Source organism: Nocardioides sp. NPDC092400, from assembly GCF_040684155.1.
Taxonomy (GTDB): Bacteria; Actinomycetota; Actinomycetes; order Propionibacteriales; family Nocardioidaceae; genus Nocardioides.
On the sequence record NZ_JBFBFJ010000001.1, the window covers coordinates 578,107 to 604,510 of the forward strand.

23 protein-coding genes and 1 riboswitch are annotated in these 26,404 nt (G+C 74.8%); of the genes, 15 read left to right on the forward strand and 8 right to left on the reverse strand.

The window, feature by feature from the left end; genetic code table 11:
• The first annotated feature begins 54 nt into the window (after positions 1-54).
• The 4 genes from AB0N29_RS02860 to AB0N29_RS02875 are packed head-to-tail and all read left to right on the forward strand — an operon-like array spanning position 55 to position 4,373.
• On the forward strand, positions 55-996 hold the full coding sequence (locus tag AB0N29_RS02860) for an endonuclease/exonuclease/phosphatase family protein (protein ID WP_364863952.1): 942 nt from the start codon (positions 55-57) through the stop codon (positions 994-996).
• A gap of 58 nt (positions 997-1,054) precedes the next feature.
• Complete coding sequence (locus AB0N29_RS02865; RefSeq protein WP_364863954.1) at positions 1,055-2,239, forward strand: cysteine desulfurase family protein; 1,185 nt, start codon at positions 1,055-1,057, stop codon at positions 2,237-2,239.
• Positions 2,236-3,342: a tRNA 2-thiouridine(34) synthase MnmA gene (gene mnmA / locus AB0N29_RS02870; RefSeq protein ID WP_364863956.1), complete on the forward strand. Its 1,107-nt coding sequence runs from the start codon at positions 2,236-2,238 to the stop codon at positions 3,340-3,342. Before AB0N29_RS02865 ends, mnmA begins: the two co-directional genes overlap by 4 nt.
• Positions 3,339-4,373, forward strand: coding sequence for a methionine synthase (locus tag AB0N29_RS02875; protein WP_364863958.1), 1,035 nt, complete (start codon positions 3,339-3,341; stop codon positions 4,371-4,373). Before mnmA ends, AB0N29_RS02875 begins: the two co-directional genes overlap by 4 nt.
• A 2-nt stretch (positions 4,374-4,375) precedes the next feature.
• Here the strand turns inward: AB0N29_RS02875 and AB0N29_RS02880 are convergent, their stop codons facing one another.
• Entirely contained in the window at positions 4,376-5,980 is a 1,605-nt protein-coding gene (locus tag AB0N29_RS02880) for an MFS transporter (protein WP_364863960.1), read from the reverse strand.
• A gap of 22 nt (positions 5,981-6,002) precedes the next feature.
• Complete coding sequence (locus AB0N29_RS02885; protein WP_364863962.1) at positions 6,003-6,614, reverse strand: TetR/AcrR family transcriptional regulator; 612 nt, start codon at positions 6,612-6,614, stop codon at positions 6,003-6,005.
• 167 nt (positions 6,615-6,781) lie between these two features.
• Between AB0N29_RS02885 and ligA the strand changes: the two genes are divergently transcribed.
• The gene (gene ligA / locus AB0N29_RS02890) at positions 6,782-8,947 is read left to right on the forward strand and encodes an NAD-dependent DNA ligase LigA (protein WP_364863964.1); all 2,166 of its coding nucleotides are present in this window, start codon (positions 6,782-6,784) and stop codon (positions 8,945-8,947) included.
• A gap of 21 nt (positions 8,948-8,968) precedes the next feature.
• Here ligA and AB0N29_RS02895 read toward each other — a convergent pair whose 3' ends face one another.
• The 3 genes from AB0N29_RS02895 to wrbA form a co-directional block, all read right to left on the reverse strand.
• Entirely contained in the window at positions 8,969-10,108 is a 1,140-nt protein-coding gene (locus tag AB0N29_RS02895; RefSeq protein ID WP_364863966.1) for a hypothetical protein, read from the reverse strand.
• The gene (locus AB0N29_RS02900; protein ID WP_364863968.1) at positions 10,101-10,622 is read right to left on the reverse strand and encodes a SigE family RNA polymerase sigma factor; all 522 of its coding nucleotides are present in this window, start codon (positions 10,620-10,622) and stop codon (positions 10,101-10,103) included. Before AB0N29_RS02900 ends, AB0N29_RS02895 begins: the two co-directional genes overlap by 8 nt.
• Before the next feature lie 213 nt (positions 10,623-10,835).
• Positions 10,836-11,429 carry an NAD(P)H:quinone oxidoreductase gene (wrbA, locus tag AB0N29_RS02905; RefSeq protein WP_302270427.1) on the reverse strand — a complete coding sequence of 198 codons (594 nt, stop codon included), beginning with the start codon at positions 11,427-11,429 and terminating at the stop codon, positions 10,836-10,838.
• 105 nt (positions 11,430-11,534) lie between these two features.
• Here wrbA and gatC point away from each other — a divergent pair, with 105 nt between their 5' ends.
• The 10 genes from gatC (at position 11,535) to AB0N29_RS02955 (ending at position 23,918) form a co-directional block, all read left to right on the forward strand.
• The gene (gene gatC / locus AB0N29_RS02910) at positions 11,535-11,834 is read left to right on the forward strand and encodes an Asp-tRNA(Asn)/Glu-tRNA(Gln) amidotransferase subunit GatC (RefSeq protein ID WP_302270429.1); all 300 of its coding nucleotides are present in this window, start codon (positions 11,535-11,537) and stop codon (positions 11,832-11,834) included.
• The gene (gatA, locus tag AB0N29_RS02915; RefSeq protein WP_364863971.1) at positions 11,831-13,360 is read left to right on the forward strand and encodes an Asp-tRNA(Asn)/Glu-tRNA(Gln) amidotransferase subunit GatA; all 1,530 of its coding nucleotides are present in this window, start codon (positions 11,831-11,833) and stop codon (positions 13,358-13,360) included. Before gatC ends, gatA begins: the two co-directional genes overlap by 4 nt.
• Positions 13,357-14,865: an Asp-tRNA(Asn)/Glu-tRNA(Gln) amidotransferase subunit GatB gene (gene gatB, locus AB0N29_RS02920; protein ID WP_364863973.1), complete on the forward strand. Its 1,509-nt coding sequence runs from the start codon at positions 13,357-13,359 to the stop codon at positions 14,863-14,865. Before gatA ends, gatB begins: the two co-directional genes overlap by 4 nt.
• A gap of 233 nt (positions 14,866-15,098) precedes the next feature.
• Positions 15,099-16,484, forward strand: a complete 1,386-nt coding sequence (locus AB0N29_RS02925; RefSeq protein ID WP_364863975.1) for a phospholipase D-like domain-containing protein — start codon at positions 15,099-15,101, stop codon at positions 16,482-16,484.
• 177 nt (positions 16,485-16,661) lie between these two features.
• Entirely contained in the window at positions 16,662-18,005 is a 1,344-nt protein-coding gene (locus AB0N29_RS02930; protein WP_364863977.1) for a phospholipase D-like domain-containing protein, read from the forward strand.
• Between the two features lie 133 nt (positions 18,006-18,138).
• Positions 18,139-18,228: riboswitch (cobalamin riboswitch) on the forward strand.
• A gap of 101 nt (positions 18,229-18,329) precedes the next feature.
• Complete coding sequence (locus AB0N29_RS02935; RefSeq protein ID WP_302270435.1) at positions 18,330-19,412, forward strand: hypothetical protein; 1,083 nt, start codon at positions 18,330-18,332, stop codon at positions 19,410-19,412.
• Entirely contained in the window at positions 19,412-20,335 is a 924-nt protein-coding gene (locus AB0N29_RS02940) for a hypothetical protein (RefSeq protein ID WP_364863980.1), read from the forward strand. Before AB0N29_RS02935 ends, AB0N29_RS02940 begins: the two co-directional genes overlap by 1 nt.
• Positions 20,336-20,365: 30 nt before the next feature.
• Positions 20,366-21,487, forward strand: a complete 1,122-nt coding sequence (locus AB0N29_RS02945; protein ID WP_302270437.1) for an energy-coupling factor transporter transmembrane component T — start codon at positions 20,366-20,368, stop codon at positions 21,485-21,487.
• Entirely contained in the window at positions 21,484-23,073 is a 1,590-nt protein-coding gene (locus AB0N29_RS02950; protein ID WP_302270438.1) for an ABC transporter ATP-binding protein, read from the forward strand. Before AB0N29_RS02945 ends, AB0N29_RS02950 begins: the two co-directional genes overlap by 4 nt.
• On the forward strand, positions 23,070-23,918 hold the full coding sequence (locus AB0N29_RS02955; RefSeq protein WP_364863983.1) for an ECF transporter S component: 849 nt from the start codon (positions 23,070-23,072) through the stop codon (positions 23,916-23,918). Before AB0N29_RS02950 ends, AB0N29_RS02955 begins: the two co-directional genes overlap by 4 nt.
• Here the strand turns inward: AB0N29_RS02955 and AB0N29_RS02960 are convergent.
• The 3 genes from AB0N29_RS02960 to AB0N29_RS02970 all read right to left on the reverse strand — a co-directional run bounded on the left by AB0N29_RS02960 (position 23,908) and on the right by AB0N29_RS02970 (position 26,350).
• Positions 23,908-25,119: a PQQ-dependent sugar dehydrogenase gene (locus AB0N29_RS02960; protein WP_364863985.1), complete on the reverse strand. Its 1,212-nt coding sequence runs from the start codon at positions 25,117-25,119 to the stop codon at positions 23,908-23,910. The genes AB0N29_RS02955 and AB0N29_RS02960 overlap by 11 nt on opposite strands.
• 1 nt (position 25,120) lies before the next feature.
• Positions 25,121-26,053, reverse strand: a complete 933-nt coding sequence (locus AB0N29_RS02965) for an alpha/beta hydrolase (protein WP_364863987.1) — start codon at positions 26,051-26,053, stop codon at positions 25,121-25,123.
• A gap of 78 nt (positions 26,054-26,131) precedes the next feature.
• Positions 26,132-26,350, reverse strand: a complete 219-nt coding sequence (locus AB0N29_RS02970; RefSeq protein ID WP_302270442.1) for a hypothetical protein — start codon at positions 26,348-26,350, stop codon at positions 26,132-26,134.
• Positions 26,351-26,404 lie beyond the last annotated feature (54 nt).

Consider the following 26,404-nt stretch of genomic DNA (forward strand, 5'->3'; position numbering starts at 1 on the left):
CGGGCGCTGTCCGGGGCCGGCTGGTGGGTGCGCGACCACCTCGGCCTGACTCTGGTGACGCTGCTGCTCCTGCCCGCCGTCGGGCTCACCGCCCTCCGGCTGGGCGACCCGTCCTGGGGTCCGGCGGTCCGGGCGGTGTCCTTCGCCCCCTACGCGCTCCCGCTGTACGCCGCCGCCCTGGTCGTCGGCGGGATCGTGCACGCCCGGTGGCGCGGCCGGCTAGAGCTCGTGCCGGTGGCGCTCGCGGCGGTCGGCCTGGCCCTGCACGGATGGTGGCTCGCGCCGTACTGGCTGGGGCCCAACCCGCCCGCCGCCCGCGGCGCCGAGCCGCTCGTCGTGGTGACGTCCAACCTGTTCCAGGGCGAGGGTGACGCGCTCGGGCTGGTCGAGCTGGCCAGCGCCGAGGAGGCCGACCTGCTGGTGGTCAACGAGGTCACCGGCCCGGCGCTGCGGCGGATGCGCTCGGCCGGCCTCGACGACGTCCTGCCGTACTCCGTCGGCGGGCCCGAGACCGACCCCGTCGTGGGGACCATGGTCTTCAGCCGGGTGCCGCTGTCCGAGCCGCGCCGCCTCGACACGCCCCTGGGCTCCTGGAAGGTCGACGTCGGGGGACCGGGCGGGCTGACCCTGCTCGCCGTCCACCCCTCCGCGCCGCTCGACGCGGACGGCTGGCGACGCGACCACGACACCGTGCGCCGCGCCGCGGTCCGCGGCGGGGCCGACCTCGTCGTCGGCGACCTGAACGCCACCCTCGACCACGCCCCGCTCCGGCGGCTCGTCGACGCCGGCTACCGCGACGCCGTCGAGCTCACCAACGCCGGCTACCGGCCGACCTGGCCCGAGAACGGGCTGTTCGGCCCGCTCGGGGTCCTGCCCGCGCTGGTCCAGATCGACCACGTGCTCGTGGGCGAGGACCTCGCCGCCCGCTCCGCGCGGACCGTCGCCCTCGGCGGCACCGACCACCGCGCCGTCGTCGCGGTGCTCGCGCCCCAGTGACCCCGGCGGGACCGCCACCTCGGTCGGGTGGAGGGGCGCGCCGTAGGCTGGGGGTGCCATGACCAGCAGGACCGTCTACCTCGACCACGCCGCGACCACCCCGATGGTCCCCGCGGCCGTGGAGGCGATGACGAACCGGATGCTCGAGGTCGGCAACCCCAGCTCCCTGCACGCCTCCGGCCGCCACGCGCGCCGGGTGGTGGAGGAGTCGCGGGAGACCATCGCGCAGGCGATCGGCTGCCGTCCCGGCGAGGTCGTCTTCACCTCCGGGGGCACCGAGGCCGACAACCTGGCGGTCAAGGGGGTCTTCTGGGCCCGTCGCGACGCCGACCCCCGGCGCACGCGCGTGCTGACCACGGCCGTCGAGCACCACGCCGTGCTCGACACCGTGCACTGGCTCGAGGAGCACGAGGGCGCCGAGGTGGAGCTGCTGCCGGTGGACCGGCACGGCGTCCTCGACGTCGACGCGCTGCGCGCCTCCGTCGAGCGCGACCCCGCGAGCGTCGCGGTCGTCTCGGTGATGTGGGCCAACAACGAGGTCGGCACGGTGCAGCCGGTCGAGGAGGTCGTGGCGGTGGTCGCGCCCCACGGCATCCCGGTCCACACCGACGCCGTCCAGGCCGTCGGGCAGGTCCCGGTGGACTTCGCCCGCACCGGCGTGGACGCCCTGACCCTGACCGGGCACAAGGTCGGCGGTCCCTACGGCGTCGGCGCGCTCGTCGTGCGGCGCGAGCTCGGCGTGGTCCCGATCGTCCACGGTGGCGGCCAGGAGCGCGACATCCGCAGCGGCACGCTCGACGTGCCGGCGATCGCCGGGTTCGCCGCCGCGGTGGAGCTGGCCGTCAAGAACCAGGCAGAGCACACGGCCCGGGTCGCGGCGCTCCGCGACGACCTCGTCCGCCGCATCGTCGAGCGCGTGCCCGACGCCCACCTGCACGGCGCCCCGCTGGACCGCCCGGGCCACCGCCTCCCCGGCAACGCCCACCTCGGCTTCCCCGGCTGCGAGGGCGACTCGCTGCTGATGCTGCTCGACGCGCGGGGCGTGGAGTGCTCCACCGGCTCGGCCTGCAGCGCGGGCGTGCCGCAGGCCAGCCACGTGCTGCTCGCGATGGGCTGCGACGAGGAGTCGGCTCGCCACTCCCTGCGCTTCTCCCTCGGCCACACCAGCACCACCGCCGACGTCGACGCGGTCGTGGAGGCCATCGCCCCCGTCGTCGAGCGGGCCCGGGCCGCGCGGGCATGAGGGTCCTCGCCGCCATGTCCGGCGGCGTCGACTCCGCCGTCGCCGCCGCCCGCGCCGCCGAGGCCGGCCACGACGTCACCGGCGTCCACCTGGCCCTCTCGCGCAACCCGGCGTCGTACCGCACCGGCGCCCGCGGCTGCTGCACCATCGAGGACAGCAACGACGCGCGCCGCGCGGCTGACGTCATCGGGATCCCGTTCTACGTCTGGGACATGAGCGACCGCTTCCACGAGGACGTGGTCGAGGACTTCATGGACGAGTACGCCGCAGGGCGCACGCCCAACCCGTGCCTGCGCTGCAACGAGAGGATCAAGTTCGCCGCGGTCCTCGACCGCGCGCTGGCGCTCGGGTTCGACGCGGTCGTCACCGGCCACTACGCGCAGCTGCGCGAGGGCGCGGACGGGCTGGTCGAGATGCACCGCGCGGCCGACGGCGGCAAGGACCAGTCCTACGTCCTCGGGGTGCTCGACCAGGACCAGCTGCGGCACTCCCTGTTCCCGCTCGGGGACACCCCCAAGGCCCAGGTGCGCGAGGAGGCCGCCCGCCGCGGCCTGCTCGTCGCGGACAAGCCGGACAGCCACGACATCTGCTTCGTCGCCGACGGCGACAACGCCGGCTGGCTGCGCGAGAAGCTCGGCGACCGCGCGCCCAACCACGGCGGCGACATCGTCGACGACGCGACCGGCGAGGTGCTCGGCCGGCACGGGGGCACCTACGGCTACACGATCGGCCAGCGCAAGGGGCTGCGGATCGGGACGCCCGCCGCGGACGGCAAGCCGCGCTTCGTGCTCGACATCGAGCCGGTCTCCGGCACCGTCCGGGTCGGCCCCCGCGACCGGCTCGCGGTGGCCCACCTGCGGGGCGTCCGGCCGCGCTGGTGCGGCACCGTGCCGACCGGGCTCGACGGGCCCGGCGTCACCGTCCAGCTGCGCGCGCACGGCGACGAGCACCGCGCCCGGGTGGCCGTCGGCCCGGACGGCGTGGACGTCGAGCTGCTCGACCCGGCGTACGGCATCGCGCCCGGCCAGGCGGTCGTGGTGTACGACGGCACGCGGGTGGTCGGCTCGGCCACCATCGCCGCGACCCAGCGGGTCCCCGCGTGACCGCGGGGCGGACGCTGGCCACCGGGGTCGGATCGCACCCGGGCGAGGACCAGCGGTGGTTCGACGAGGCGGTCAAGGTCGTGCTCGGCGAGCTGGGGGAGGAGCCCGGGCTGCCGTACCTGCCCGAGGTGCCCGGCCGCGGCGCGACCGCCACGATGACCGGTCGCGGCCTCGCCGTCCTCGACGGGCTCGACGCCGACCTGCAGCCGGCCGGCTGGCGGCTCACCGGGTCCTCGGGGTCCCCGGGCCTCGACCACCGGCGCGCACGCAGCCGGCTCGCCCAGGACCTCGACGGGCTCGAGGAGCAGGCGCAGGCCGCGCTGACGTCCCCGGGCGGCGCCTTCAAGGTCCAGGTCGCCGGGCCGTGGACCCTGGCCGCCACCGTCGAGCGGCCCCGCGGGGACAAGGTCCTCGCCGACCACGGTGCCCGCCGGGAGCTGGCCCAGGCGCTCGCCGAGGGGGTCCGCTCCCATGTCGCCGACGTGCGTTGCCGGCTGCCGTCGGTCGACCGGCTGGTCGTCCAGGTCGACGAGCCGGCGCTCGCCGCCGTCGTCTCCGGGTCCGTGCCGACCGCCTCCGGCTTCGGCCGGCACCGCACGGTCGACCTGCCGGAGGCGTCCCAGGGCCTCGAGTGGGTGCTGGGCGCGATCGCCGAGGCCGGTGCGGAGCCGTGGGTGCACGCGTGCGCCCCCGGGACGCCCTGGGGCCTCGTGCGCGGCGCCGGTGCCCGTGGGCTGTCGGTCGATGTCGAGGTGCTGGCGGCCGCCGACCACGACGTGCTGGCCGAGGCGCTCGAGGCGGGGGAGTCGGTCGCCCTCGGCGTGCTGCCGGGCGCCGGCGGTGCGCTGCCCGGCGACTCCCACGTCACCGAGCGGGTGCTCCGCTGGCTGGACATGCTCGGCCTGGACCCCGCCGAGCTGCCCGGCCTGGTCGTGGCCCCGGCCTGCGGTCTCGCGGGCGCGGACGCGTCGTACGCACGCGCGGCGCTCGCCCTGGTCAGGACGAGCGCCGCGAACGTGCGGGCGGGCTGAGCTCAGCCGACGTGGACCCCGCCCTCGGGGCCGTCGGTCGCGAGCTCGGTGTGCTTGACGTTGAGGAACGCCCAGATCGCGATCGAGCCGAGCGCGATGAGTGCCGCGCCGACCAGGAACGCCGCCGTGGCGCCCTCGGTGAACGAGCCGAGGAAGGCGAGGCCGCCGGCCTGCTCGGGCGGGAGGCCCTGGGCGGTCAGCTGCTCGGAGAGCCGGTCCTTGGTGCCCTCGGCGTAGTGCAGGGAGACCGTGCCGAGGATGGCCAGGCCGAGCGCGCCGCCGACCTGCTGCATCGTGTTGAGCACGCCGGAGCCGATGCCGGAGTCCTCGGCGCGCAGGTGGTGCACCGCGGTCAGGGTGAGCGGCACGAAGGTGAGGCCCATGCCGATCGACATCAGGACGATGAACGGGAAGATCGACGCCCAGTAGCTCACGTCCGAGCCGAGGTGGCCGTCGGGGCCCAGCGCGAGGAGGTCGGCCGCGCCCGTGGGCACCGAGAGCCGGGAGAAGCCCACCAGGGCCACGACCGCCATCAGGGTGCCGGTGCCGGCGATGTAGCGCGCGTCGATGCGGTTGACCAGGTTCGAGGAGACCCCGGCGCCGATGACGATGCCGACCGAGAACGGCAGGAACGCGAACCCGGTCTCGAGCGGGCTGTAGCCCACGACCAGCTGGATGAACAGGCTGAGGAAGTAGAACATCGCGAACATCGCGGCCGGGACCAGCGCCATCACGAGGAAGCTGGTGGCACGGGTGCGGTTGGCGAAGACCCGGACCGGGAGCAGCGGGTGGGAGACCCGGGACTCGACGAACGCGAAGGCGAGGAGCAGGGCGACGCCGGCGGCGAGCGAGGCGATCGTCCACGTGTCGCCCCAGCCGTGCGCCTCCTCGCCGGCCCGGCTGAAGCCGTAGACCAGGCCGAGCAGGCCGAGGGTGCCCGTGACGGCGCCGGGCACGTCGAGCTGACCGGGGTGCGACTCGGACTCCGGCAGGAAGCGCGGCGCCAGCAGGGCCGCGACGACGCCGATCGGCACGTTGATGAGGAACGTCCAGCGCCAGCCCTCGAGGCCGAGGATCGGGTCGAGCCCGGTGAGCCAGCCGCCCAGGATCAGGCCGACGGCGGCGCCGGCGCCCGACATGGCGGCGTATACGGCGAAGGCGCGGTTGCGCGCCGGGCCGGCCGGGAACGTCGTGGTGATCAGCGCCAGGGCGGCGGGGGAGGCGAGCGCCGCGCCGAGGCCCTGCAGGCCGCGGGCGCCGAGGAGCAGCGGCTCGCTCGTCGCGATGCCGCCCAGGAGCGAGGCGACCGCGAAGACCGCCAGGCCGACCATGAAGATCCGGCGGCGCCCGTAGAGGTCGGCCAGGCGGCCGCCGAGCAGCAGCAGGCCGCCGAAGGCCAGGGCGTAGCCGGTGACGATCCAGGTCAGGTTGGCCTCGTCGATGTCGAGGTCCTCGCCGATGAACGGCAGGGCGATGTTCGCGATGCTCGCGTCGAGCACGACCATCAGCTGGGCGACCGAGATGAGCACGAGGGCCCAGCCCAGGTGTCGGGTGCGCCCCGTCCCCGGATCGGCCACCGAGGTGTCGGTGGTGGTGATGTCGGACATGGGTGGTCCTCTTCCTTCTCTTTCAGTGGCCGTCGGTGGCGGCGGGTAGGACGATCTGGTCGATGACGCGGGCGACGAGCTCGGGTGAGGGCTCCTCGCCCAGGACGAAGACGCGGTGCAGGACGATGCCGGGCAGGGCCGCCTCGAGCAGGTCGAGGTCGGCGTCGGCGCGGACCTCGCCACGTCGTACGGCGCGCTCCCACACCTCGCGGGAGGGCGCCTGCTTGAGGGGGACGACGTGCTCGCGCCAGGCGGCGGCGAAATCGGCGTCGCGGGCGATGGCGGTGATGACGCTGGCGAAGAGGCCGACCTGCTCGGGGTCCATCAGGCCGTCCCCGGCCCCGAACCCGCAGAAGAGCAGCGTGAGGTCCTCGCGCAGGCTGCCGGTGTCGGGCACCTCCGTCGGCGTCTTGGTCGAGTGGAGGGCCTCCACCACCAGCCGGGCCTTGCTGGACCAGCGGCGGTAGAGCGTGGCCTTGGAGGCCCGCGCCCGGGTGGCCACGGCGTCCATCGTCAGCCGGTCGTAGCCGACGTCGCCCAGGACCTCGAGGGTGGCCGCGAGGATCTCCTGCTCGCGGTCGCCCTCGATGCGCGGTCGGGGAGCGTGCTCGGCGTCGGTGCCGGTCGGGACCATGGTCGGGTGTCCACCTCTCGTTCACCTGGACGAAACGGAACCGTTTCGTTCCATCGAGCTCCAACCGGCGACCTGCCGGTCCTATTCCACTGGTCTGGACCGCTGCCGCCGCCGTGCCTCATCGGTGGGCTGCGAGCGGTGTCGGCGGGGCCGGGCAAGATGTCCCCATGACCGACCCGACCCCGGCGAGCGAGGACGCACGCGAGGAGCACCGACGGCTGGCCGAGGAGGTCGAGGACGCCCGGTGGCGCTACTACGTGCTCGACGCCCCGGCGCTCTCCGACGCCGACTTCGACCGGCGGATGCGCAGGCTCGAGGAGCTCGAGGAGGCGAACCCCGAGCTCCGCACGCCCGACAGCCCGACCCAGAAGGTCGGGGGAGCCGTGTCCACCGACTTCACGGCGGTGGACCACCTCCAGCGCATGGAGAGCCTGGACAACGCCTTCTCCTTCGAGGAGCTGGAGGCGTGGTACGGCCGGCTGCGCCGCGACGGCGTGGAGGACCCGGCGCTGCTCTGCGAGCTCAAGGTCGACGGGCTCGCCATCAACCTGCTCTACGAGGACGGCCGGCTCGTCCGCGCGCTGACCCGCGGGGACGGCCGGACCGGCGAGGACGTCACGCCGAACGTCAAGACCATCGACTCGGTCCCGCACCGGCTCACCGGCACCGACGAGCACCCGGTCCCGCGGCTGGTCGAGGTGCGGGGCGAGGTGTTCCTCCCGGTCGAGGCGTTCGAGCGGCTCAACGAGGCGATGACCGACGCGGGGAAGCCGGTCTTCGCCAACCCGCGCAACGCCGCCGCCGGCTCGCTGCGGCAGAAGGACCCCCGCGTCACGGCCACGCGCGCGCTCGGCATGGTCTGCCACGGCATCGGCAAGCGCGAGGGCTTCGAGCCGCGCGCCCAGTCCGCGGCGTACGACGCGCTGCGGGCGTGGGGCCTGCCGACCTCCGACCGGGCCCGGGTGGTTGAGTCCCTCGCCGAGGCGCAGGAGTTCATCGAGCACTACGGCGAGCACCGCCACGACGTCGAGCACGAGATCGACGGCGTCGTGCTCAAGGTCGACGACGTCGGCCAGCAGCGGCGGCTCGGGTCGACCAGCCGGGCTCCCCGGTGGGCGATCGCGTTCAAGTACCCGCCGGAGGAGGTCAACACGCTGCTCCACGCCATCGAGGTGCAGGTCGGCCGCACCGGCCGGGTCTCGCCGTTCGGGCGGATGGAGCCGACCCGCGTGGCCGGCTCGACGGTCGAGAAGGCCACCCTGCACAACGCCCACGAGGTGAAGCGCAAGGACGTGCGCCCCGGCGACACCGTCGTCCTGCGCAAGGCTGGTGACGTGATCCCCGAGATCGTCGGGCCGGTCCTGGCACTGCGGCCCGAGGGCCTGCCGGAGTGGGTGATGCCGACCGAGTGCCCCGCCTGCGGGACCCCGCTGTACCAGCAGAAGGAGGGCGACCGGGACCTGCGCTGCCCCAACCACCGGTCCTGCCCCGCGCAGGCCCGCGAGCGGGTCTTCCACGTCGCCGGCCGCGGCGCCTTCGACATCGAGGGGCTCGGCTACGAGGCGGCCACCGCCCTGCTCGACGCCGGGGTGATCGCCAACGAGGGCGACGTCTTCGACATCACCGCCGAGGGGCTGCTGCGGGCGCCGTTGTTCACCCGTGCGCCGAAGAAGGACGAGGGCGACGGGCCGGTGCTCAACGCCAACGGCCAGCGGCTCCTCGCCAACCTCGGCGACCGCAAGCAGGTTCCGCTGTGGCGGGTGCTCGTCGCGCTGTCGATCCGCCACGTGGGGCCGACCGCCGCGCGCGCGCTGGCCCAGGAGTTCGGCTCGATGGAGCGGATCCGGGCGGCCAGCGAGGCCGAGCTGGCCGCCGCCGAGGGCGTCGGCCCGACCATCGCCGAGGCGGTGATCGAGTGGTTCTCGGTCGACTGGCACGCCGACATCGTCGAGAAGTGGACCGCCGCCGGCGTCGCCATGGCCGACGAGCGCGACGAGTCCACGCCACGCACGCTGGAGGGGCTCTCGGTCGTGGTCACCGGCTCCCTCGAGGGCTTCAGCCGCGACGAGGCCAAGGAGGCGATCCTCGCCCGCGGCGGCAAGGCCGCGGGCTCGGTGTCGAAGAAGACCGACTTCGTGGTGGTGGGCGAGAACGCCGGGTCCAAGGCCGACAAGGCCGAGCAGCTCGGCGTGCCGGTCCTCGACGAGGACGGCTTCCGAGCGCTGCTCGAGGGTGGCGCCGACGCCGTGCGCCCGGCGGTCGCCGGGGACGGGGCCGGGGAGGACACCGGGGAGGACGCCGGAAATGGCACCGGGGCGGACGCCGAGGCCTGAGAGCCCCGGCGTCCGCAGTGGTCAGGCCTCGTAGAGGGTGCCGGCCACCCGGATCCCCGCCTCGTCCACCTCCACCGACGTGGGCGTGCAGGCACCGGTCGCGTCGCACACCGCCACCGTCTCCGCGGTGACCACCAGCAGCCGGCCGTCGGTGGTCCAGCCGCTGCCGGAGGCGCCGTCCAGGGCGACGTCGACCCGCCGCCCGGTCTCCAGGTCGACGAGCACGCCGTCCTCGGTGAAGCTGCACCGGTCGTCGTTCTTGCACAGCCGGTAGCCGTGCAGCAGCGCCGTCCGCCCGTCGGGGGACAGGCTGGCCAGCTGCTCGGGGCCGGAGGTCACCAGGAGCTCCTCCCGGCTGCCGACGGCCACGACGGCCTCGGCGTCCTGCGCGCGGGGTCCCTCGAGGACGTCGACGACGTCGCGGCCGCCGCGGACCGCCGGCATGGTGCTGCCCGGCAGCGTGCTGGTGCTGACCTCGCCCGAGCGCCAGTCGACGGCCAGCGTGGCGTCGTCGAGCCCGACGTACACCGTGTCGCCGTCGAGCGCGACCGGCGGCGCCACCCAGCCGGCCCAGGTGTAGGAGCCCCGGACCGGGAAGCTCCGGACCTCCTCGCCGCTGCGCACGTCGCGGAGCACCACCTCCCAGCTGCGGGCGTCGCCGCCGGAGCGGGCGTAGGCCATGAGCGGGAGCGTGGGGTCGGTGCTCGCCACACGGTCGCCGAGGTCGAGGTCGAACGACGTCGGGGCGCCGTCGCCGTCGACCAGCTCGTAGTGGTGGTCGTCCTGGTCGGCCGAGGAGCTCGCGCCGGTGCGGACCAGCACGCCGGCGGAGGTGTAGTAGAGCGAGGTGACCACGCCGTCGACCTCGACCTCGGAGCCGTCGTCGAGGTGCACGGTGGACCCCGACCCGACCGCCCAGTCCACCGCAGGAGCGCTGGCCACCGGCAGGTCGACGCCGCGCCCAGGGGAGTCGTCGCCGCCGGTCGCCGCGAGGGCGCCGCCACCGACGAGGGCGAGGACCGCCAGCGACGTGCCGGCGGCCGCCAGCCTCCCGCGGCGCCGGATCCGCCGACCGCCCGCCAGGACGGTGGCGGGGTCCGGCGGCGGCACCCGCAGCTCGTCGGCCTCGGCGTGGAGGAGGGCGGAGAGACGTTCAGTCACGGTGGGCTCCTGAGGTGTGCGGGACGACGGCGTCGCCGAGCAGCGAGCGCAGCCGGACGAGTGCGTCGGAGGTCTGGCTCTTGACGGTGCCTTCGCTGCAGCCGAGGGCGGCGGCGACCTGGGCGACCGGGAGGTCGGCGTAGTAGCGCAGCACCACCACGGCGCGCTGCCGCGGCGCGAGCTCGGAGAGGGCCGCGACGAGGGTCGGCCGGTCGGCGGGGTCGGTGCCGGGCGCGACGTGCTCGGGCAGCTCGGCGGTCGGGCGCTCGTTGCGCCACCCGCGCTTGCGGAACCAGGAGCCGGCGGTGTTGACCAGGACGGTGCGGGCGTACGCCGGCGCCGCCTCGAGGGTGCGCACCTTCGACCACGACGCGTACGTCTTGGCCAGCGCGGTCTGGACGAGGTCCTCGGCCTCGGCGTGGTCGCCGAGGAGGAGGTACGCCGTGCGGTACAGCGAGGGCCACGTGGCGTGGACCAGCTCGCCGAACTCGGCGTCGGAGGGTGGTCGTGGCACGGGCGGCTCCTGTCGGGTGGTGTCTACCCGTTCAGATGCCGCGACCGCCAGGACCGGTTGGGTCAGGCGGGGTGCCGGCGTACCGGCGTGCCAGCCAGAGGCGCGCGATGGTTACCGGGGAGTCCGGTGCTCACCGGGGCACATCCACCCCGGGAAGCGCAGGAGTCCCCGGTGGACCGGGGACTCCTGCAGGGGCCGTGCGGACGAGCAGCCTCAGCCGGCGAGCCGCTCCGCGACGGTGAGGGCGCGGACGACCAGGTGGTCCAGCGCGGCGTTGTCGTCGTCGTCCAGCTCGGCGGACTGGCCGGTGACCTTGCCGACGCCGTAGGGGTTGCCGTCGTTGAACTTCAGCTGGTCGGTGTAGCCCGGCGGCACGATGATGCCGCCGAAGTGGGCGAAGGTCGTGTGCATCGCCAGCAGCGTCGATTCCTGGCCGCCGTGCCGGGTCTGGGAGGAGGTGAAGGCGGTGTAGACCTTGTCGGCCAGCTTCCCCTGGGCCCACAGCGGGCCGAGGGTGTCGATGAACGACTGCAGCTGGCTGGTCACGTGGCCGTAGCGGGTCGGCGAGCCGAAGACCACGGCGTCGGCCCAGTCCAGGTCGTCGGGCGAGGCGACGGGCTCGCCCTCCACCTCGCGGCGGTGGGCCGCCCAGGCCTCCTGGCCCTCGACGACCTCGGTCGGGGCGGTCTCGGCGACGTGGCGCAGCCGCACCTCGGCACCGTGCTTCTCGGCGGCCTCGGCGACGCGCCGGGCCATCTGGTGGGTGGTGCCGTAGGAGGAGTAGTAGACGATCGCGAGCTTGGTCATGAGGAGCGGTGTCTCCGTCCGGTTGGGGTGTTCGGTTGACCGTTCAACTTCTCCGGTGCCCGACCGGCGACGGGACAAACGGGCCGGGCTCCTAAGATCGACCCCATGCCTGAGATAACGCGTGACGAGGTCGCGCACCTGGCGGACCTCGCCCGGATCGACCTGGACGACGCCGAGCTGGACCACCTCGCCCCGCAGCTGACGGTGATCCTGGAGTCGGTGGCCTCCATCACCGGGGCCGCCGGCGACGACGTGCCGCCGACGTCCCACCCGCTGCCGCTGACCAACGTCTTCCGGGAGGACGTCGTGACCCCGTCCCTGACCCCCGACGAGGCGCTCGCGATGGCGCCCGCCGTCGAGCAGCAGCGCTTCGCCGTGCCGCGGATCCTGGGGGACGAGCAGTGAGCACGCGAGACCACCTCGAGACCCGCACCGCCGCCGAGCTCGGCGACGCCCTGGCCGCCGGCGAGACCACCTCGGTCGCGCTGACCCAGGCCCACCTCGACCGCATCGCCGAGGTCGACGGCGCGGTCCACGCGTTCCTCCACGTCGACGCCGAGGGTGCGCTGGCCCAGGCCGCCGAGTCCGACGCCCGCCGTGCCGCCGGCACCGCGGCCTCGCGCCTGGACGGCGTGCCGATCGCCGTCAAGGACGTGCTGACCACGGTCGGGATGCCCACCACGTGCGGCTCGAAGATCCTGGAGGGCTGGCTGCCGCCGTACGACGCGACCGTCGTGCGCCGCCTCAAGGAGGCCGGCCTGCCGATCCTCGGCAAGACCAACATGGACGAGTTCGCGATGGGCTCCTCGACCGAGCACTCGGCGTACGGACCCACCCGCAACCCCTGGGACCTCGACCGGATCCCGGGCGGCTCGGGCGGCGGCTCGGCCGCGGCCGTGGCGGCCTTCGAGGCGCCGCTGGCCCTCGGCACCGACACCGGCGGCTCGATCCGCCAGCCCGGCGCCGTCACCGGCACCGTCGGCGTCAAGCCGACGTACGGCGGGGTGTCGCGCTACGGCCTCGTGGCGATGGCCAACAGCCTCGACCAGGTCGGGCCGGTGACCCGCACCGTGCTCGACTCCGCGCTGCTGCACGAGCTGGTCGGCGGGCACGACCCGTTCGACTCCACCAGCATCGCCCAGCCGCTCCCGGGCTTGGTCGCCGCCGCGGAGCAGGGCGCCCTCGGCGACCTGACCGGCGTGCGGGTCGGCGTCATCACCGAGCTGCAGGGGGAGGGCTACCAGGCGGGCGTGCAGGCGCGCTTCACCGAGGCCGTCGAGCTGCTGGTCAAGGCCGGCGCGGAGGTCGTCGAGGTCTCCTGCCCGAGCTTCGTCCACGCCCTGGCGACCTACTACCTGGTCATGCCGTGCGAGGCCTCCAGCAACCTGGCGAAGTTCGACGCCATGCGCTACGGCCTGCGCGTGCTCCCCGAGGGGATCGACAACCCGAGCGCCGAGCAGGTCATGCGCGCCACCCGTGACGCCGGCTTCGGCGACGAGGTCAAGCGCCGCATCATCCTGGGCACCTACGCGCTCTCCAGCGGCTACTACGACGCCTACTACGGCCAGGCCCAGAAGGTGCGGACGCTGATCAGCCGCGACTTCGACGCGGCCTTCGAGAAGGCCGACGTCCTGGTCTCCCCGACGGCGCCGACGACCGCGTTCAAGCTCGGCGAGAAGCTCGACGACCCGCTGGCGATGTACCTCAACGACCTCGCCACCATCCCGGCCAACCTCGCCGGCGTCCCCGGCATGTCGCTGCCCAGCGGCCTCGCCGAGGACGGCCTGCCCGCGGGCTTCCAGGTGCTGGCGCCCGCCCTGGCCGACGACCGGCTCTACCGCGTCGGCGCCGCGCTGGAGGCCGCGCTGCACGAGCAGTGGGGCGGCCCGCTGCTGGCGCAGGCACCCGCCCTGGAAGGAGCACCCCGATGACCACCACGAGCACCCGCGAGGCACTCATGCCGTGGGACGACGTGCTCGCGTCGTACGACCCGGCGCTGGGCCTGGAGGTCCACGTCGAGCTCAACACCGCCTCGAAGATGTTCTGCGGCTGCCCCACGGAGTTCGGCGCCGAGCCGAACACCCAGGTCTGCCCGACCTGCCTCGGCCTGCCCGGCGCCATGCCGGTCGTCAACGGCAAGGCGGTGGAGTCGGCCATCCGGATCGGGCTGGCGCTCAACTGCGAGATCGCCGAGTGGTGCCGGTTCGCGCGGAAGAACTACTTCTACCCGGACATGCCGAAGAACTTCCAGACCTCCCAGTACGACGAGCCGATCGCGTTCGAGGGCTACATGGACGTCGACGTCGACGGGGAGACCTTCCGCGTCGAGATCGAGCGCGCGCACATGGAGGAGGACACCGGCAAGTCGCTGCACGTCGGCGGGGCCACCGGCCGCATCCACGGTGCGGAGTACTCCCTCGTCGACTACAACCGCGCCGGCATCCCCCTGATCGAGATCGTCACCAAGCCGATCCGCGGCGCGGGGGAGAAGGCACCGGAGATCGCCAAGGCGTACGTCGCGCAGCTGCGCGAGCTGATCGTCGCCCTCGGCGTCTCCGACGCGCGGATGGACCAGGGCTCGATCCGCGCCGACGTGAACCTCTCGCTGGCGCCGAAGGGCACCGGCGAGCTCGGCACCCGCACGGAGACCAAGAACGTCAACTCGCTGCGCTCGGTGGAGCGGGCGGTCCGCTACGAGATGCAGCGCCACGGCGCGATCCTCTCCGGCGGCAGCCCGATCCTCCAGGAGACCCGCCACTGGCACGAGGACACCGGCATCACCACCAGCGGCCGGGAGAAGTCCGACGCGGAGGACTACCGGTACTTCCCCGAGCCCGACCTCGTCCCGGTGGCGCCCTCGCGCCAGTGGGTCGACGAGCTGCGCGGGACGCTGCCGGAGAACCCGACCGTGAAGCGGGCCCGGCTGCAGGAGGCCTGGGGCTTCTCGGACCTGGAGATGCGCGACACGGTGGGCGCCGGCGCGCTCGGCCTGGTCGAGGAGACGATCGCCGCCGGCGCCAGCCCGCAGGCGGCCCGCAAGTGGTGGCTCTCCGAGCTCGCCCGTCGCGCGAACGAGGCCGGCACCGAGCTCGCCGGCCTCGGCGTCTCGCCGGTCGACGTCGCCCGTGTCCAGGCGCTCGTGGACTCCGGCGCGATCAACGACAAGCTGGCGCGCCAGGTCTTCGACGGCCTGCTCGCAGGCGAGGGCACCCCGGACGAGGTCGTCGAGGGTCGTGGGCTCGCGATCGTCTCCGACGAGGGCGCGCTCTCCGCGGCCGTCGACAACGCCATCGCGGCCAACCCCGACGTCGCCGACAAGATCCGCGACGGCAAGGTCGCCGCGGCCGGTGCGCTCATCGGTGCGGTGATGAAGGAGATGCGCGGCCAGGCCGACGCCAGCCGCGTGCGCGAGCTGATCCTCGAGAAGCTCGGCTGAGCGCGCGCCTCCTGCTCGACCCGGCCAGGGGCCACCCGGCCCGTCCACGTGGACGGTCCCGGGTGGCCCCTGGATCGTCGTGCGCCGGTGTCGAGGGGCGACGAACCGCAACGAGCGCGACCAGCCGTGACGAACGTCGACCGTGCGGCGTGTGACGGCTGTGACTGGTGGGACGGACCCGTACCCTGTGCACGCGGTCTTGGGGGACCGTCTCGTCCGTTGCTAGGAGTGTCGTGTCCGTCGTCCGCCGCACCCTGGGCCTGCTCGTCCTGAGCACGGTCCTCGCCCTCGTCCTCACCCTCGCCGGGTCCGTGCCGCTCGGCGCCGGCCCGGCCACCGCGGCGCCCGCCGCTCCGTCGGCCCGGTCCGTCGCGTCCGTCGGGCCCGCAGCCCTCGCGGCGGCGCCGCCGGCGGCACGCAAGGGGCCGAGGAAGGCGTGGCGCCCCCGCGCCGGCGCGACGTTCAACAACCCGCTCGGCGGGCGGCGCGAGCGGCGCCGGATCGTGCGCCAGGTGATCAAGGCGATCGACCACACCCCCCGCGGCGGCCAGATCCGCGTCGCGAGCTGGAACGTCCGCAACGCCGGCATCACCCGCGCGCTCGCCTCGGCGCACCGCCGGGGCGCGACCGTCCGGATGATCATGTCGCGCGGCAACCTGGGGACCAGCGAGGACCCGAACCCGGGAGTGCGCAGCCTGGTCCACGAGCTGTCCACCAACGGCAACGACGCCCGGCGACCGGCCCGCCGCAGCCACGTGAAGACCTGCGTGAGCTCCTGCCGCGGCACCAGCGGCATCTCGCACTCGAAGTTCTTCCTCTTCAGCCGCACCGGTCGCGCCCGCTGGGTGGTCATGAACGGCTCGTTCAACGCCACCGACCTCGCCTCCAGCAACCAGTGGAACGAGATCTACACCGTGCGCGGCAAGCCGGGGATGTACGACGCGTTCCGCGGCACGTTCGCCCAGATGTGGCGCGACAAGCCGGTGCGCAAGGCCTTCACCCGCGCCAAGGTCGGCCCGGTCACCGCGTTCTTCTACCCCTACGCCGGGCCCCGGGCGCGCCGGCTCGACCCGGCCCTCAGCGAGCTGAAGGCCGTGCGCTGCCGCGGTGCGCGCAACACCGCCAGCGGCCGCACCAAGGTCCGGATCGCGATGACCAGCTGGTTCGGCGAGCGCGGCACCCGCCTGGCGTGGCGGGTGCGCCGGATGCAGAACCACGGCTGCGACGTGAAGATCGTCTACGCCGTCATGGGCAATGAGGTGCTGCGCATCCTGCGCCGCGAGGGCCGACGGCCGGTGCGGATGCGCCAGATCGTCCAGGACTTCGACGGGGACGGGGTCTACGACCGCTACCTGCACATGAAGGTGCTCACCATCCGCGGGCGCTACCGCGGGGACCGCTCGGCCTGGATCACCGTCAACGGCTCGGCCAACTGGTCGCCGGCGGTGCTCAACAGCGACGAGGCGGTGCTGCGGATCAAGCGCCCCTCGGTCCTGCGCGACTACGACCGGTGGATCACCAAGCTCTACCGGCACCCGCCCGAGACCGGTCAGCTCGCGCCGCTGCTCGGCCGCCGGCTCGGCGTGCTGGACCCGTACGCCGAGATCGAGGTCGACTGACCGGCCCTGACGGGCCCTGACGGGCCGTGACCCGCGCTGACCGGGAAGCGGAGGGCCGGCGGCGCCGGACCCGCCGGGCCCTAGGCACCCGGGTCCCGTGTGGCACGGGGGGCTCTTGTTACCGTCGTGGATGCAGTTGTCCCCCCACGACCGAGCCGATTCCGGGGTGCCTCGTCGATGACCAACCGCCCGTCCCTCCCCTCCGCACGGACCTCCCTCCTCACCGCGCTCACGAGCGTCGCCGCCGTCCTCGCCCTCCTGGCCGGCCCCCTCGCGGTGCCGGCCGAGGCCGCCCGCTACACCCCACCGGCGGGGGTGAAGACCAATGACCCGCTCGGTGGGCGCGACGCCCGTCGCGCGGTGATCGGGCACGTCATCAAGTCCATCAACGCCGTGCCGCGCAAGGGCCAGATCCGCATCGCCAGCTGGAACGTCCGCAGCGACGACATCGTCGACGCGCTCATCCGCGCGCACGCCAAGCGCAAGGTCGGCGTCAAGGTCGTCATGGACCGCCTCAACGCCAACCCCGACAACCCCAACCGTGGCGTCAACCGCCTGCAGCGCGCGCTGAAGGAGGGCAACGGCTCGCGCAAGCCCTACCTGCGCAGCGGGCTGCGCAAGTGCGTGAGCGCCTGCCGCGGGCGGGGCGGCATCGCCCACTCGAAGTTCTTCCTCTTCAGCCAGGCCGGCAAGGCCCGCTGGGTGGTCATGAACGGCTCGTTCAACGCCACCGACCTCGCGGCGTACGGCCAGTGGAACGACATGTACACCGTCGTCGGCCGCAAGCCGGTCTACCAGGAGCTGCGCACGGTCTTCGCCCAGATGTGGCAGGACAAGAACGTCAAGCAGGGCTACCGGCACCGGGCATTCGGCAAGAGCCTCACCACGATGGTCTACCCCTGGCGCGGCAAGGGCACCCAGGGCGACCCGGTGCTGCGCGAGCTGTCGAAGATCTCCTGCACCGGCGCCCGCAACACCTCCTCGGGCCGGACGAAGATCCGGATCTCGATGACCTCCTGGCACGGTGAGCGCGGCAAGAAGATCGCCTGGGCGGTGCGCCGCAAGCAGAACTCCGGCTGCAACGTGAAGATCGTGTACGCCGTCGCGGGCAACGAGGTGCTCCGCATCCTTCGCCGCGAGGGCGCGAGGCCGGTGCCGCTGCGGCAGGTCACCCAGGACTTCAACGGCGACGGCGTCTACGACCGCTACCTGCACACCAAGGTGCTGACCGTGCGTGGCCACTACGGCAACGACCGCCGCGCCACCATGACCCTCAACGGCTCGGCCAACTGGTCCCCGGCGGCGCTGCCGAGCGACGAGGTGCTCATCCGGCTGCAGGCTCCGGGCGTGCTGAAGCGCTACAACGGCTTCGTCGAGCGGCTCTACCGCAACCCGCCGCCGCGCTCGCGCCCGGCCGCCGGGCGGACGGCGCGCACCGGCGCCGTGCAGCTGCCCGAGCACCTGCCCCTGGGCACGCTCGTCGACGGCGTCGACCCCTACGCCCTCATCCAGGAGGGCTGACCGGGGAGTCCCGACGCCCCGCCGCGGACGCGGTGGGGGAGGCCCGGCTGAGGCCTTCCTCACCCGTCCGAGGACGGTGGGGGCGAGTGCAGCGTGGAGTACGCTGCCGCAGACATCCACACCGTCCACAGCCAGGGGAAGCCGGTCCGAGTCCGGCGCTGACCCGCAACCGTAGGCCGACGGCCCCAGCACCACCGGGACCGCGCGGCGAGCCGGAGCACCTGCTGCGAGACGCCCGATCACACGCTGTCGAGGAACGCAGCGGGTGGCCACGCCGGGGCTCCCCGGTCGCAGCCGTCCCGCTGGCGCAGCGGGAAGGAACACATGCGCAACCCAGCTCGCCTGCTCGCCGGAGGTCTCACCGCAGCGGTGCTCTCGGCCGGCGTCCTCTCCGCCCCCGCCCACGCGGCCCCCGAGGACCGCGGTGCCCGGTGGCTCACCCAGCAGCTCACCGACGGGCTGGTCCACAACGACCAGTACGACTTCGACGACTACGGCCTGACCGCGGACGTCGCCCTCGCCCTCGACGCCGTGGGCGGCGAGGCCCGGACCGTGCGCACGATCCGCAAGGCGCTGGCCCCTCGCGTCGACAGCTGGACCACGGGTGCCGACTTCGGCTCCAGTGACGTGTACGCCGGCTCGGTCGCCAAGGCCGCCGTGCTGGCCCAGCGCGCGGGCGCCGACGCCCGCGACTTCGGCGGCACCGACCTGGTCAAGCGGCTCAACGGCCGTGTCGTCAAGAAGGGCGCGGCCGCCGGCCGGATCCAGGACCGGGGCGCGACCGACTACGCCAACACCCTCGGGCAGGCCTACGCCGCCGAGGCCCTCTCCGTCGCGCGCTCGCGGCACGCGGCAGCGGCGGTCCGCTTCCTGCTGCGCCAGCAGTGCGACGCCGGCTACTTCCGGGTCACGCTCGACGCCGTGGACGCCGCCAGCCACGGCTGCGACGCCGCGCCGCGCTCGAACGCCAAGCCCAACGTCGACGCGACCGCCGTCGCGGTGATCTCCCTCCGCGCCCTGCCCCAGAAGTCGACGAAGGTCCGCCGCGCGATCAGCTCCGCGCTCGGCTGGCTGGCCAAGCGCCCGCAGCGCGACGGCCTGTACGCCTCCGACGGCCGGCGCACCGGCAGCGACCCGAACGCGAACAGCACCGGGCTCGCCGCCTGGGCGCTGGGCGACGCCGGTCGCTGCTCGGCGGCCCAGAAGGCGGCGCGCGCCGTCGCCGGCCTCCAGCTCACCGGCTCCTACGCCGGGACGCCGCTGGCCGGCGAGAAGGGTGCGATCGCCTTCGACCGCGCCGCCGAGAAGGCCGCGCGCGACGGCATCTCGGTGGAGGAGCGCGACCAGTGGCGCCGCGCGACGGCGCAGGGCGTGCCGGGCCTGGCGTACACGTCGGGCTGCCGCTGATGCTCCGCCGCCTGCTCGCACGCACGGCCGCCGCGACCCTCGTGGTCGCGGCGGCCGGCGTGGTGACCCCCGCGTCCGCCCAGGCCGCGGCCTGCTCGAGCGACACCGGCGTCACCGCGGTCGTCGACCACAACCAGCTCGGCGGCGGCGTGCAGCAGGTGTGCGTCCCGGGCGGCGGCGGTGACACCGCGGCTGCCGTCTTCGGCGCTGCGGGGTTCCCGCTCTCCTACGCCCAGCGCGACCCCGGCTTCGTGTGCCGCGTGGGTGGCGTGCCCGCCAGCGACCCGTGCGTCAACGCCGCGCCGGCCGACGCCTACTGGGCGCTGTACTGGTCCGACGGCACGTCGGGCTCCTGGACCTACGCCTCCCTCGGTGCCGGCAGCCTCACGGTGCCCGACGGCGGCTACGTCGCGTTCTCCTGGCAGGGCTCGAGCACCAAGAGCCCGCCGAGCGCGACCCCCACGCCGCACCGGGCCCCGGCCGCTTCGCCGAGCCCCACCGCGGGCCCGACGAAGCAGCCGTCCACCGGCGGCGGGCGCTCCACCCCCACGGCGGGGCCGACCCGCGGCCCGGCCGCGGCGCCGACGACCAGCGGCTCGGCCGGTGGCGCGGCGTCGCCCTCCGCGGACGCGTCGGCGACGGCCGCCCAGGACGCAGCCGGGGGACGCGAGGACCGCAAGGCCCGCGAGGACGACGAGCGCCGCTCGGGCGACCGGCGCGCCGGTGCGTCCGGCTCGGCCTCGCCCAGCCCGTCGGAGGCCGGCTCGACGACGTACCCGGCGGTCGAGGAGGACACCGCACCCACCGCCGCCGAGCCGGACGACGACGGCCTCCCGGCCTGGGTGCCGCTCGCGTTCGTCGTGCTCCTGCTGGCCGCGGTCGCCGCGGTCGTGGCCCGCCGTCGCACGACCGGGAGGCCGTGAGCACGGCCATGACCAGAGCATGAGCACGGCGTGAGCGGGACCAGGTCGGGCGTGGCCGACGTCCGCGCGCGGGCCCGGGCGGCGCGCCTGCCGCGCGACCTCCACCCGGTCGCGTGGTACGCGTGGGCGATCGGCCTGGCGACGGCCGCCTCGTCGACGACCAACCCGCTCGTCCTGGGCCTCCTGCTCGCCGTGGCGACGCTCGTGGTCGTGAGCCGCCGCTCCGACCAGCCGTGGGCGGCGTCCTTCCGGCTCTACCTCTGGCTGGGGCTCCTCGTGCTGGTGCTGCGGGTGCTGTTCCGGGTCGTCTTCGGCGGCAGCTACCCCGGCACCGTCCTCCTGGACCTGCCGCAGGTGCCGCTCCCGGACTGGGTCCTGGGCGTCACGCTGCTCGGCCCGGTGACGCGGGAGGGCCTGCTGAGCGGGGTGTACGACGGGCTGCGGCTCGCCACGATCATCGTCTGCATCGGCGCGGCCAACGCGCTGGCCAACCCCAAGCGGCTGCTCCGCTCGGTGCCGCCGGCGCTCCACGAGGTCGGCACCGCGCTGGTCGTCGCCGTCACCGTGCTGCCCCAGCTGGCCGACAGCGTCCGGCGGGTCCGCGCCGCCCAGCAGCTGCGCGCGGGGGAGGAGCGCCGCGTCCGGGGGCTGCGGCGCGTGCTCGTGCCGGTGCTGGAGGACGCGCTCGAGCGCTCCCTGGCGCTGGCGGCCGGCATGGACGCCCGCGGGTACGGCCGGGCCCCGGGCCTCGGGAGGACCGAGCGGCGCACCACCGGGGCGTTCCTGCTGCTGGGCCTGTGCGGCATCTGCGTCGGGGTGTACGGCGTCCTCGACCGGACCGCGCCGCGTGCGCTGGCGGCCCCGATGCTGGTCCTCGGCGTGGTCGCGGCGGTGGCCGGCCTGGCCAGCGCCGGGCGGCGGGTGGAGCGCAGCCGCTACCGGCCCGACCGGTGGCGCTGGCCGGAGCTGGTCGTCGTCGCCTCCGGGGTGGCCGTCGGCGCGGTCGGCGTGTGGGCCAGCCGTAGCCAGGTCGCGATCGCCTACCCCGACCTGGCCGGCGCGCCGGAGATCAGCCTGGTCCTGCTCGTCGGCGTGCTCCTCGGAGCGCTCGCGGCGGTCGTGGCGCCGGCGCCGAGGACGGTGGCGGCGTGATCGAGCTGCGGGGCATCACGTTCAGCTACGGCGAGGGGCACCCGCCGGTGCTCGACGGCGTCGACCTGACGATCGAGGAGGGCGAGCTGCTCCTGGTGAGCGGGCCGACCGGCGTCGGGAAGTCGACGCTGCTCGGCGTCGTCACCGGCCTGGTGCCGCGGTTCTCCGGCGGCGTGCTCACCGGCGACGTGCTCCTCGACGGCACCAGCGTGGTCCAGGCGCCGCCGCGCGACCGCGCCCACGTCGTGGGGTACGTCGGCCAGGACCCCGCCGCGGGGTTCGTGACCGACACCGTGGAGGAGGAGCTCGCGTACGGCATGGAGCAGCTCGGCCTGCCGCCCGCGACGATGCGCCGCCGGGTCGAGGAGACCCTCGACCTGCTCGGCATCGCCGCGCTGCGCGACCGGGACCTGCGCACGCTCTCGGGGGGCCAGCAGCAGCGGGTCGCCATCGGGGCGGTGCTGACCATGCACCCCCGACTGCTGGTCCTCGACGAGCCCACCAGCGCCCTCGACCCCACCGCGGCCGAGGAGGTGCTCGCCACGCTGACCCGGCTCGTCCACGACCTCGGCGTGTCCGTGCTCCTGGCCGAGCACCGGCTCGAGCGCGTGGTGCCCTTCGCCGACCGGATGCTGCTGCTCGACGGCAGCGGGTCGGTCCGCGTCGGGGAGACCGCCGAGCTGCTCGAGACCTCGCCCGTCGTCCCGCCGATCGTCGAGCTCGGCCGGCTCGCCGGCTGGCACCCGCTGCCGCTGAGCGTCCGTGACGCGCGCCGACGGGCGCGCTCGCTGGTCCTGACCCCGCCCGGGGCGGAGCCCGGGACCGACCCCGGCCGGGACACCCGGTCCGGCGCCCCCCTCCTCGACGCGCGGTCGCTGACCGTGGTCCACGGCCGCACCACCGCGCTGCGCGAGGTCGACCTGCGCCTGGTCGCCGGGCGGGTGACCGGCCTGATGGGTCGCAACGGCGCCGGGAAGTCCTCGCTGCTGTGGGCGCTGCAGGGCAGCCGCCGCCGGCACGCCGGCACGGTCGACGTCGCGGGGCAGGACCCCGCCCGCCTGGGCCCGGCCGAGCGCCGGGCCGCGGTGGGGCTGCTGCCCCAGGACGCCGCCGACCTGCTGTACCTCGAGACCGTCGCCGAGGAGTGCGCCGCGGGCGGCCCGACCACCCGCGGGATCCTCGACTCCCTCGTGCCCGGTGTCCCCGACGACGCCCATCCCCGTGACCTCTCCGAAGGCCAGCGGCTCGCGCTCGCGCTGTCGCTGGTGCTGGCCGCCCGGCCCCGGGTGCTGCTGCTCGACGAGCCGACGCGCGGGCTGGACTACGCGGCCAAGGAGGTCCTGGCCGCGACGCTGCGCCGCCTCGCCGCCGACGGCCGGGCGGTGCTGGTCGCGACGCACGACGTGGAGTTCGTCGCCCAGGCTGCCGACGACGTGGTGGTGCTGGCCGAGGGAGAGGTGGTCTCGGACGGCCCGGCACGCCGCGTGCTCGCGGAGTCGCCGTCCTTCGCCCCGCAGGTGGCCAAGGTGCTCGGGCCGCCGTGGCTGCGGGTCGACGAGGTCGCCCGGGCCCTGGAGCCGGCGTGAGCGGCGCAGGCTCGACGGCGGCGGTCCGCGTCTCCCGCCGCTCGGCGCTCGTCCTGTCCGTGGCGTCCCTGGCGGGGCTGATGATGCTGTGCTGGCCGCTGCTGCTGCAGTCGCCGGGCGAGGCCCGCGTCGACCCGCCGTTCCTGTTCCTGGCCCTGCTGCCGGTCGTGGTGGTGGTCGTGCTCGCCGAGCTGACCGAGGGCGGGCTCGACGCCCGGGTGCTGGCCGTCCTCGGCGTGCTGAGCGCGGTCCAGGCCGTGCTGCGCGCCGTCTCCGCCGGCACGGCGGGCGTGGAGCTGGTCTTCTTCCTGCTCGTGCTGGCCGGGCGGGTCTTCGGGCCCGGTTTCGGATTCGTGCTCGGGTGCACGTCGCTGTTCACCTCGGCGCTGATGACCGCCGGCGTCGGGCCGTGGCTGCCGTTCCAGATGATGTGCGCGGCCTGGCTGGGGATGGGCGCGGGCCTGCTGCCCCGCCGGGTGCGGGGGCGCTGGGAGATCGCGATGCTGGCGGCGTACGGCGTGCTGGCGGCGTACCTCTTCGGCGCGCTGATGAACCTCTCGTCGTGGCCGTTCCTGCTCGGCGTGCAGGTGCCCGGTCACGAGGGGTCGCTGGCCTTCGTGCCGGGCGCGCCGGTGCTCGACAACCTCGCGACGTTCGCGCGGTACACCCTGCTCACCTCGACCGGCAGCTTCGACACCGGCCGTGCCGTGACCAACGCGGTCGCGATCGTGCTGCTCGGCCCCGCGGTGCTCACCACGCTGCGGCGGGCGGCCCGGCGCGCGACCGTCGTCGGCGAGGTCCGCCGGGTGGACGGGGCGGAGGCCGAGCCGCCGGTCAGGGCCTGAGCGCCAGGATCCGGTCGTCGCCCTCGACGGGCTCGCCGCGGCCGTCGCGGTTGCTCGTGCTCAGCCACAGGACGCCGTCGGGCGAGACCGCGACCGTGCGCATCCGGCCGTGCTCGCCGACGAGGAACGCCTCGGGCTCCCCGGCCTCGCCGCCCTCGACGGGCACCCGCCACAGGCGCTCGCCGCGCAGGGCCGCGAGGTAGAGGTGGCCGTCGAGGAACGCCAGTCCGGAGGGCGAGGCCTCGTCGGTGCGCCACTGCACCTCCGGGTCGACGAACTCTCCGCTCGGCCCGCCCTCGATGTCGCCCTCGGCGCGGCCTTCGACCTCGGGCCAGCCGTAGTTGCGACCCTTCTCGACGAGGTTCAGCTCGTCCCACGTGCTGTCGCCGAACTCCGAGGCCCACAGCCGGCCGTCCGCGTCGAACGCCAGGCCCTGCACGTTGCGGTGGCCCCACGACCAGACGGGGGAGTCGAAGGGGTTGCCGGGCGCCGGGTCGCCCTCGGTCGTGATCCGCAGGATCTTGCCGCCGAGGTCGTCACGGTCCTGGGAGCGCGACTCCTCGCCGCCCTCGCCGGTGGAGACGTAGAGGTGCCCGTCGGGGCCGAACAGCAGCCGCCCGCCGTCGTGGATGAACCCGTTGGGGATGCCGGTGAGGACGTCCTCGGTCGCGCCGAGCCGGTCGCCGCGCAGCTGCGCGCGCACGACGCGGTTGTCCTCCGCGGTGGAGACGTAGAGGTAGACCAGCCGGTCCTCGGCGAAGTCCGGGGAGACCGCGACGCCCAGGAGGCCGGCCTCGCCCTGGGGGGCGGCCGCGTCGATCGTGCCGAGCTCGGTGACGTCGCCGTCCTCGGTCACGCGGAGCACGCGGGTGGTGTCGCGCTCGGTGACGACGGCGTCGCCGTCGGGCAGGAAGTCGATGCCCCACGGGGCCTCGAGGCCGGTCACGACCGTGCCCGTCACCGTCGGTCGCGCGGAGGTCCCGCCCGCGCCGGCGCCGCCGTCGGGGGTCCCGCTCGCGCTCCCACCGGGGCTTCCACCGGGGCTCCCACCGGAGGAGGGTCGCGACGACGGGCTCGCCGGGGCGGTCCCGGTGACGTCGACGTCGACCTCGTTGCCGCCCTGGCCGCACCCGGCGAGCACGAGCGGGGCGAGCAGCGCGCCGGCGGCGTACGCCGCGAGGCGGCGGGTCGGCCGGCGCACGTCAGGCGGCCTTCTCGCTCGAGACCCGGGCCACCAGGTCGACCAGCAGCCGGTGCACCTCGTCGGGGTGCTCCATCTGGATGAAGTGGGAGCCCTCGAGCTCCACGTAGGTCCCGTCCGCCACGCGCTCGGCCGCGCTCGCCATGTGCCGGGCCCCGGCCAGCAGGTCCCACCGGCCCGCGACGAAGACGCACGGCACGCCCACCCGGCTCAGCGGCACGCGCCGGTGCCGGGAGGTGGTCAGCGCCATGTGGAAGTACCAGTCGACGGGGGTGGTGAGGAACTGCCGGACCGCCGCGGCGGTGAGCTGCGGGTCGGCCACCGGGAACATGAACCCGCTGTGGCTGAGCACGTCGACGGTCCGCTCGCCGACCGGCAGCCGCGTCGTGACCGGCGTGACCGCCCGGCCGGCGAGCCGGACGGCGCGGGAGATGCCCGTCGTCACCAGACGGGCGGCGACGCGGGGGAGCCGCAGGGGACCGAGCATGGTGGCGAAGGTGTCGCCGGGGACGCCGGCGACCGCGAGGATCCCGCCGACCCGCTCGGGGTGGTCCACGGCCAGCTGGAAGGCGGTGTTGACGCCGATGGACCAGCCCATCACCACGACCCGGTCCAGGCCGAAGTGGTCCATGACCGACAGCGCGTCCTCGACCAGCTCGTCGACGCCGCAGGCGTCGGCGCGCGCCGGCCGGTCCGAGCCGCCGGTGCCGCGGTGGTTCCACGACACGACCCGCACCCCGCAGCCGGGGGCGAGCAGCGCGGGCCAGGCGAAGGCGCTGGTGCCGAGGCCGTTGCACAGCAGCACCGCGGGTCCGGCGAGCCGGCCCTCGGGGTCGTTCGTCCAGGCCCGCAGCCGGGTGCCGTCGTCGGAGAGCACGTCGGTGAAGGCGACGGTGGCGGGAGGCGCGGGCGCAGTGCGGGCGGCGGGCTGCATGCAGCCAGGGTGCCAGAGCGCCGCGAGGGCGGGGTGGTGGACGAGCCCGCCGGCCCGGCGAGGGCCGGACCGGCGGGCTCAGCCGTGAGCGGCGCGCCGGACCGGAGTCGCCGGCACGACCGTCCCCGCCAGGGCGGCGAGGAAGTCCTCCACGTCGTCGCGCTCGGCACGTCGTCGGGCCAGCGCGGTGGAGGCGACCATGGCGTTGCGCCGGGCCCGCAGCTGGGACTCCTCCGGCCACGTGCGGACCCGGTGGACGAGGGTCGGCAGCAGCGGGAGCAGGGAGCTGGGGGCCATGGCTCGACGCTAGGAGCGGCCCGCGACGCAGAGGTCACTGCCGTGTGACGTTCC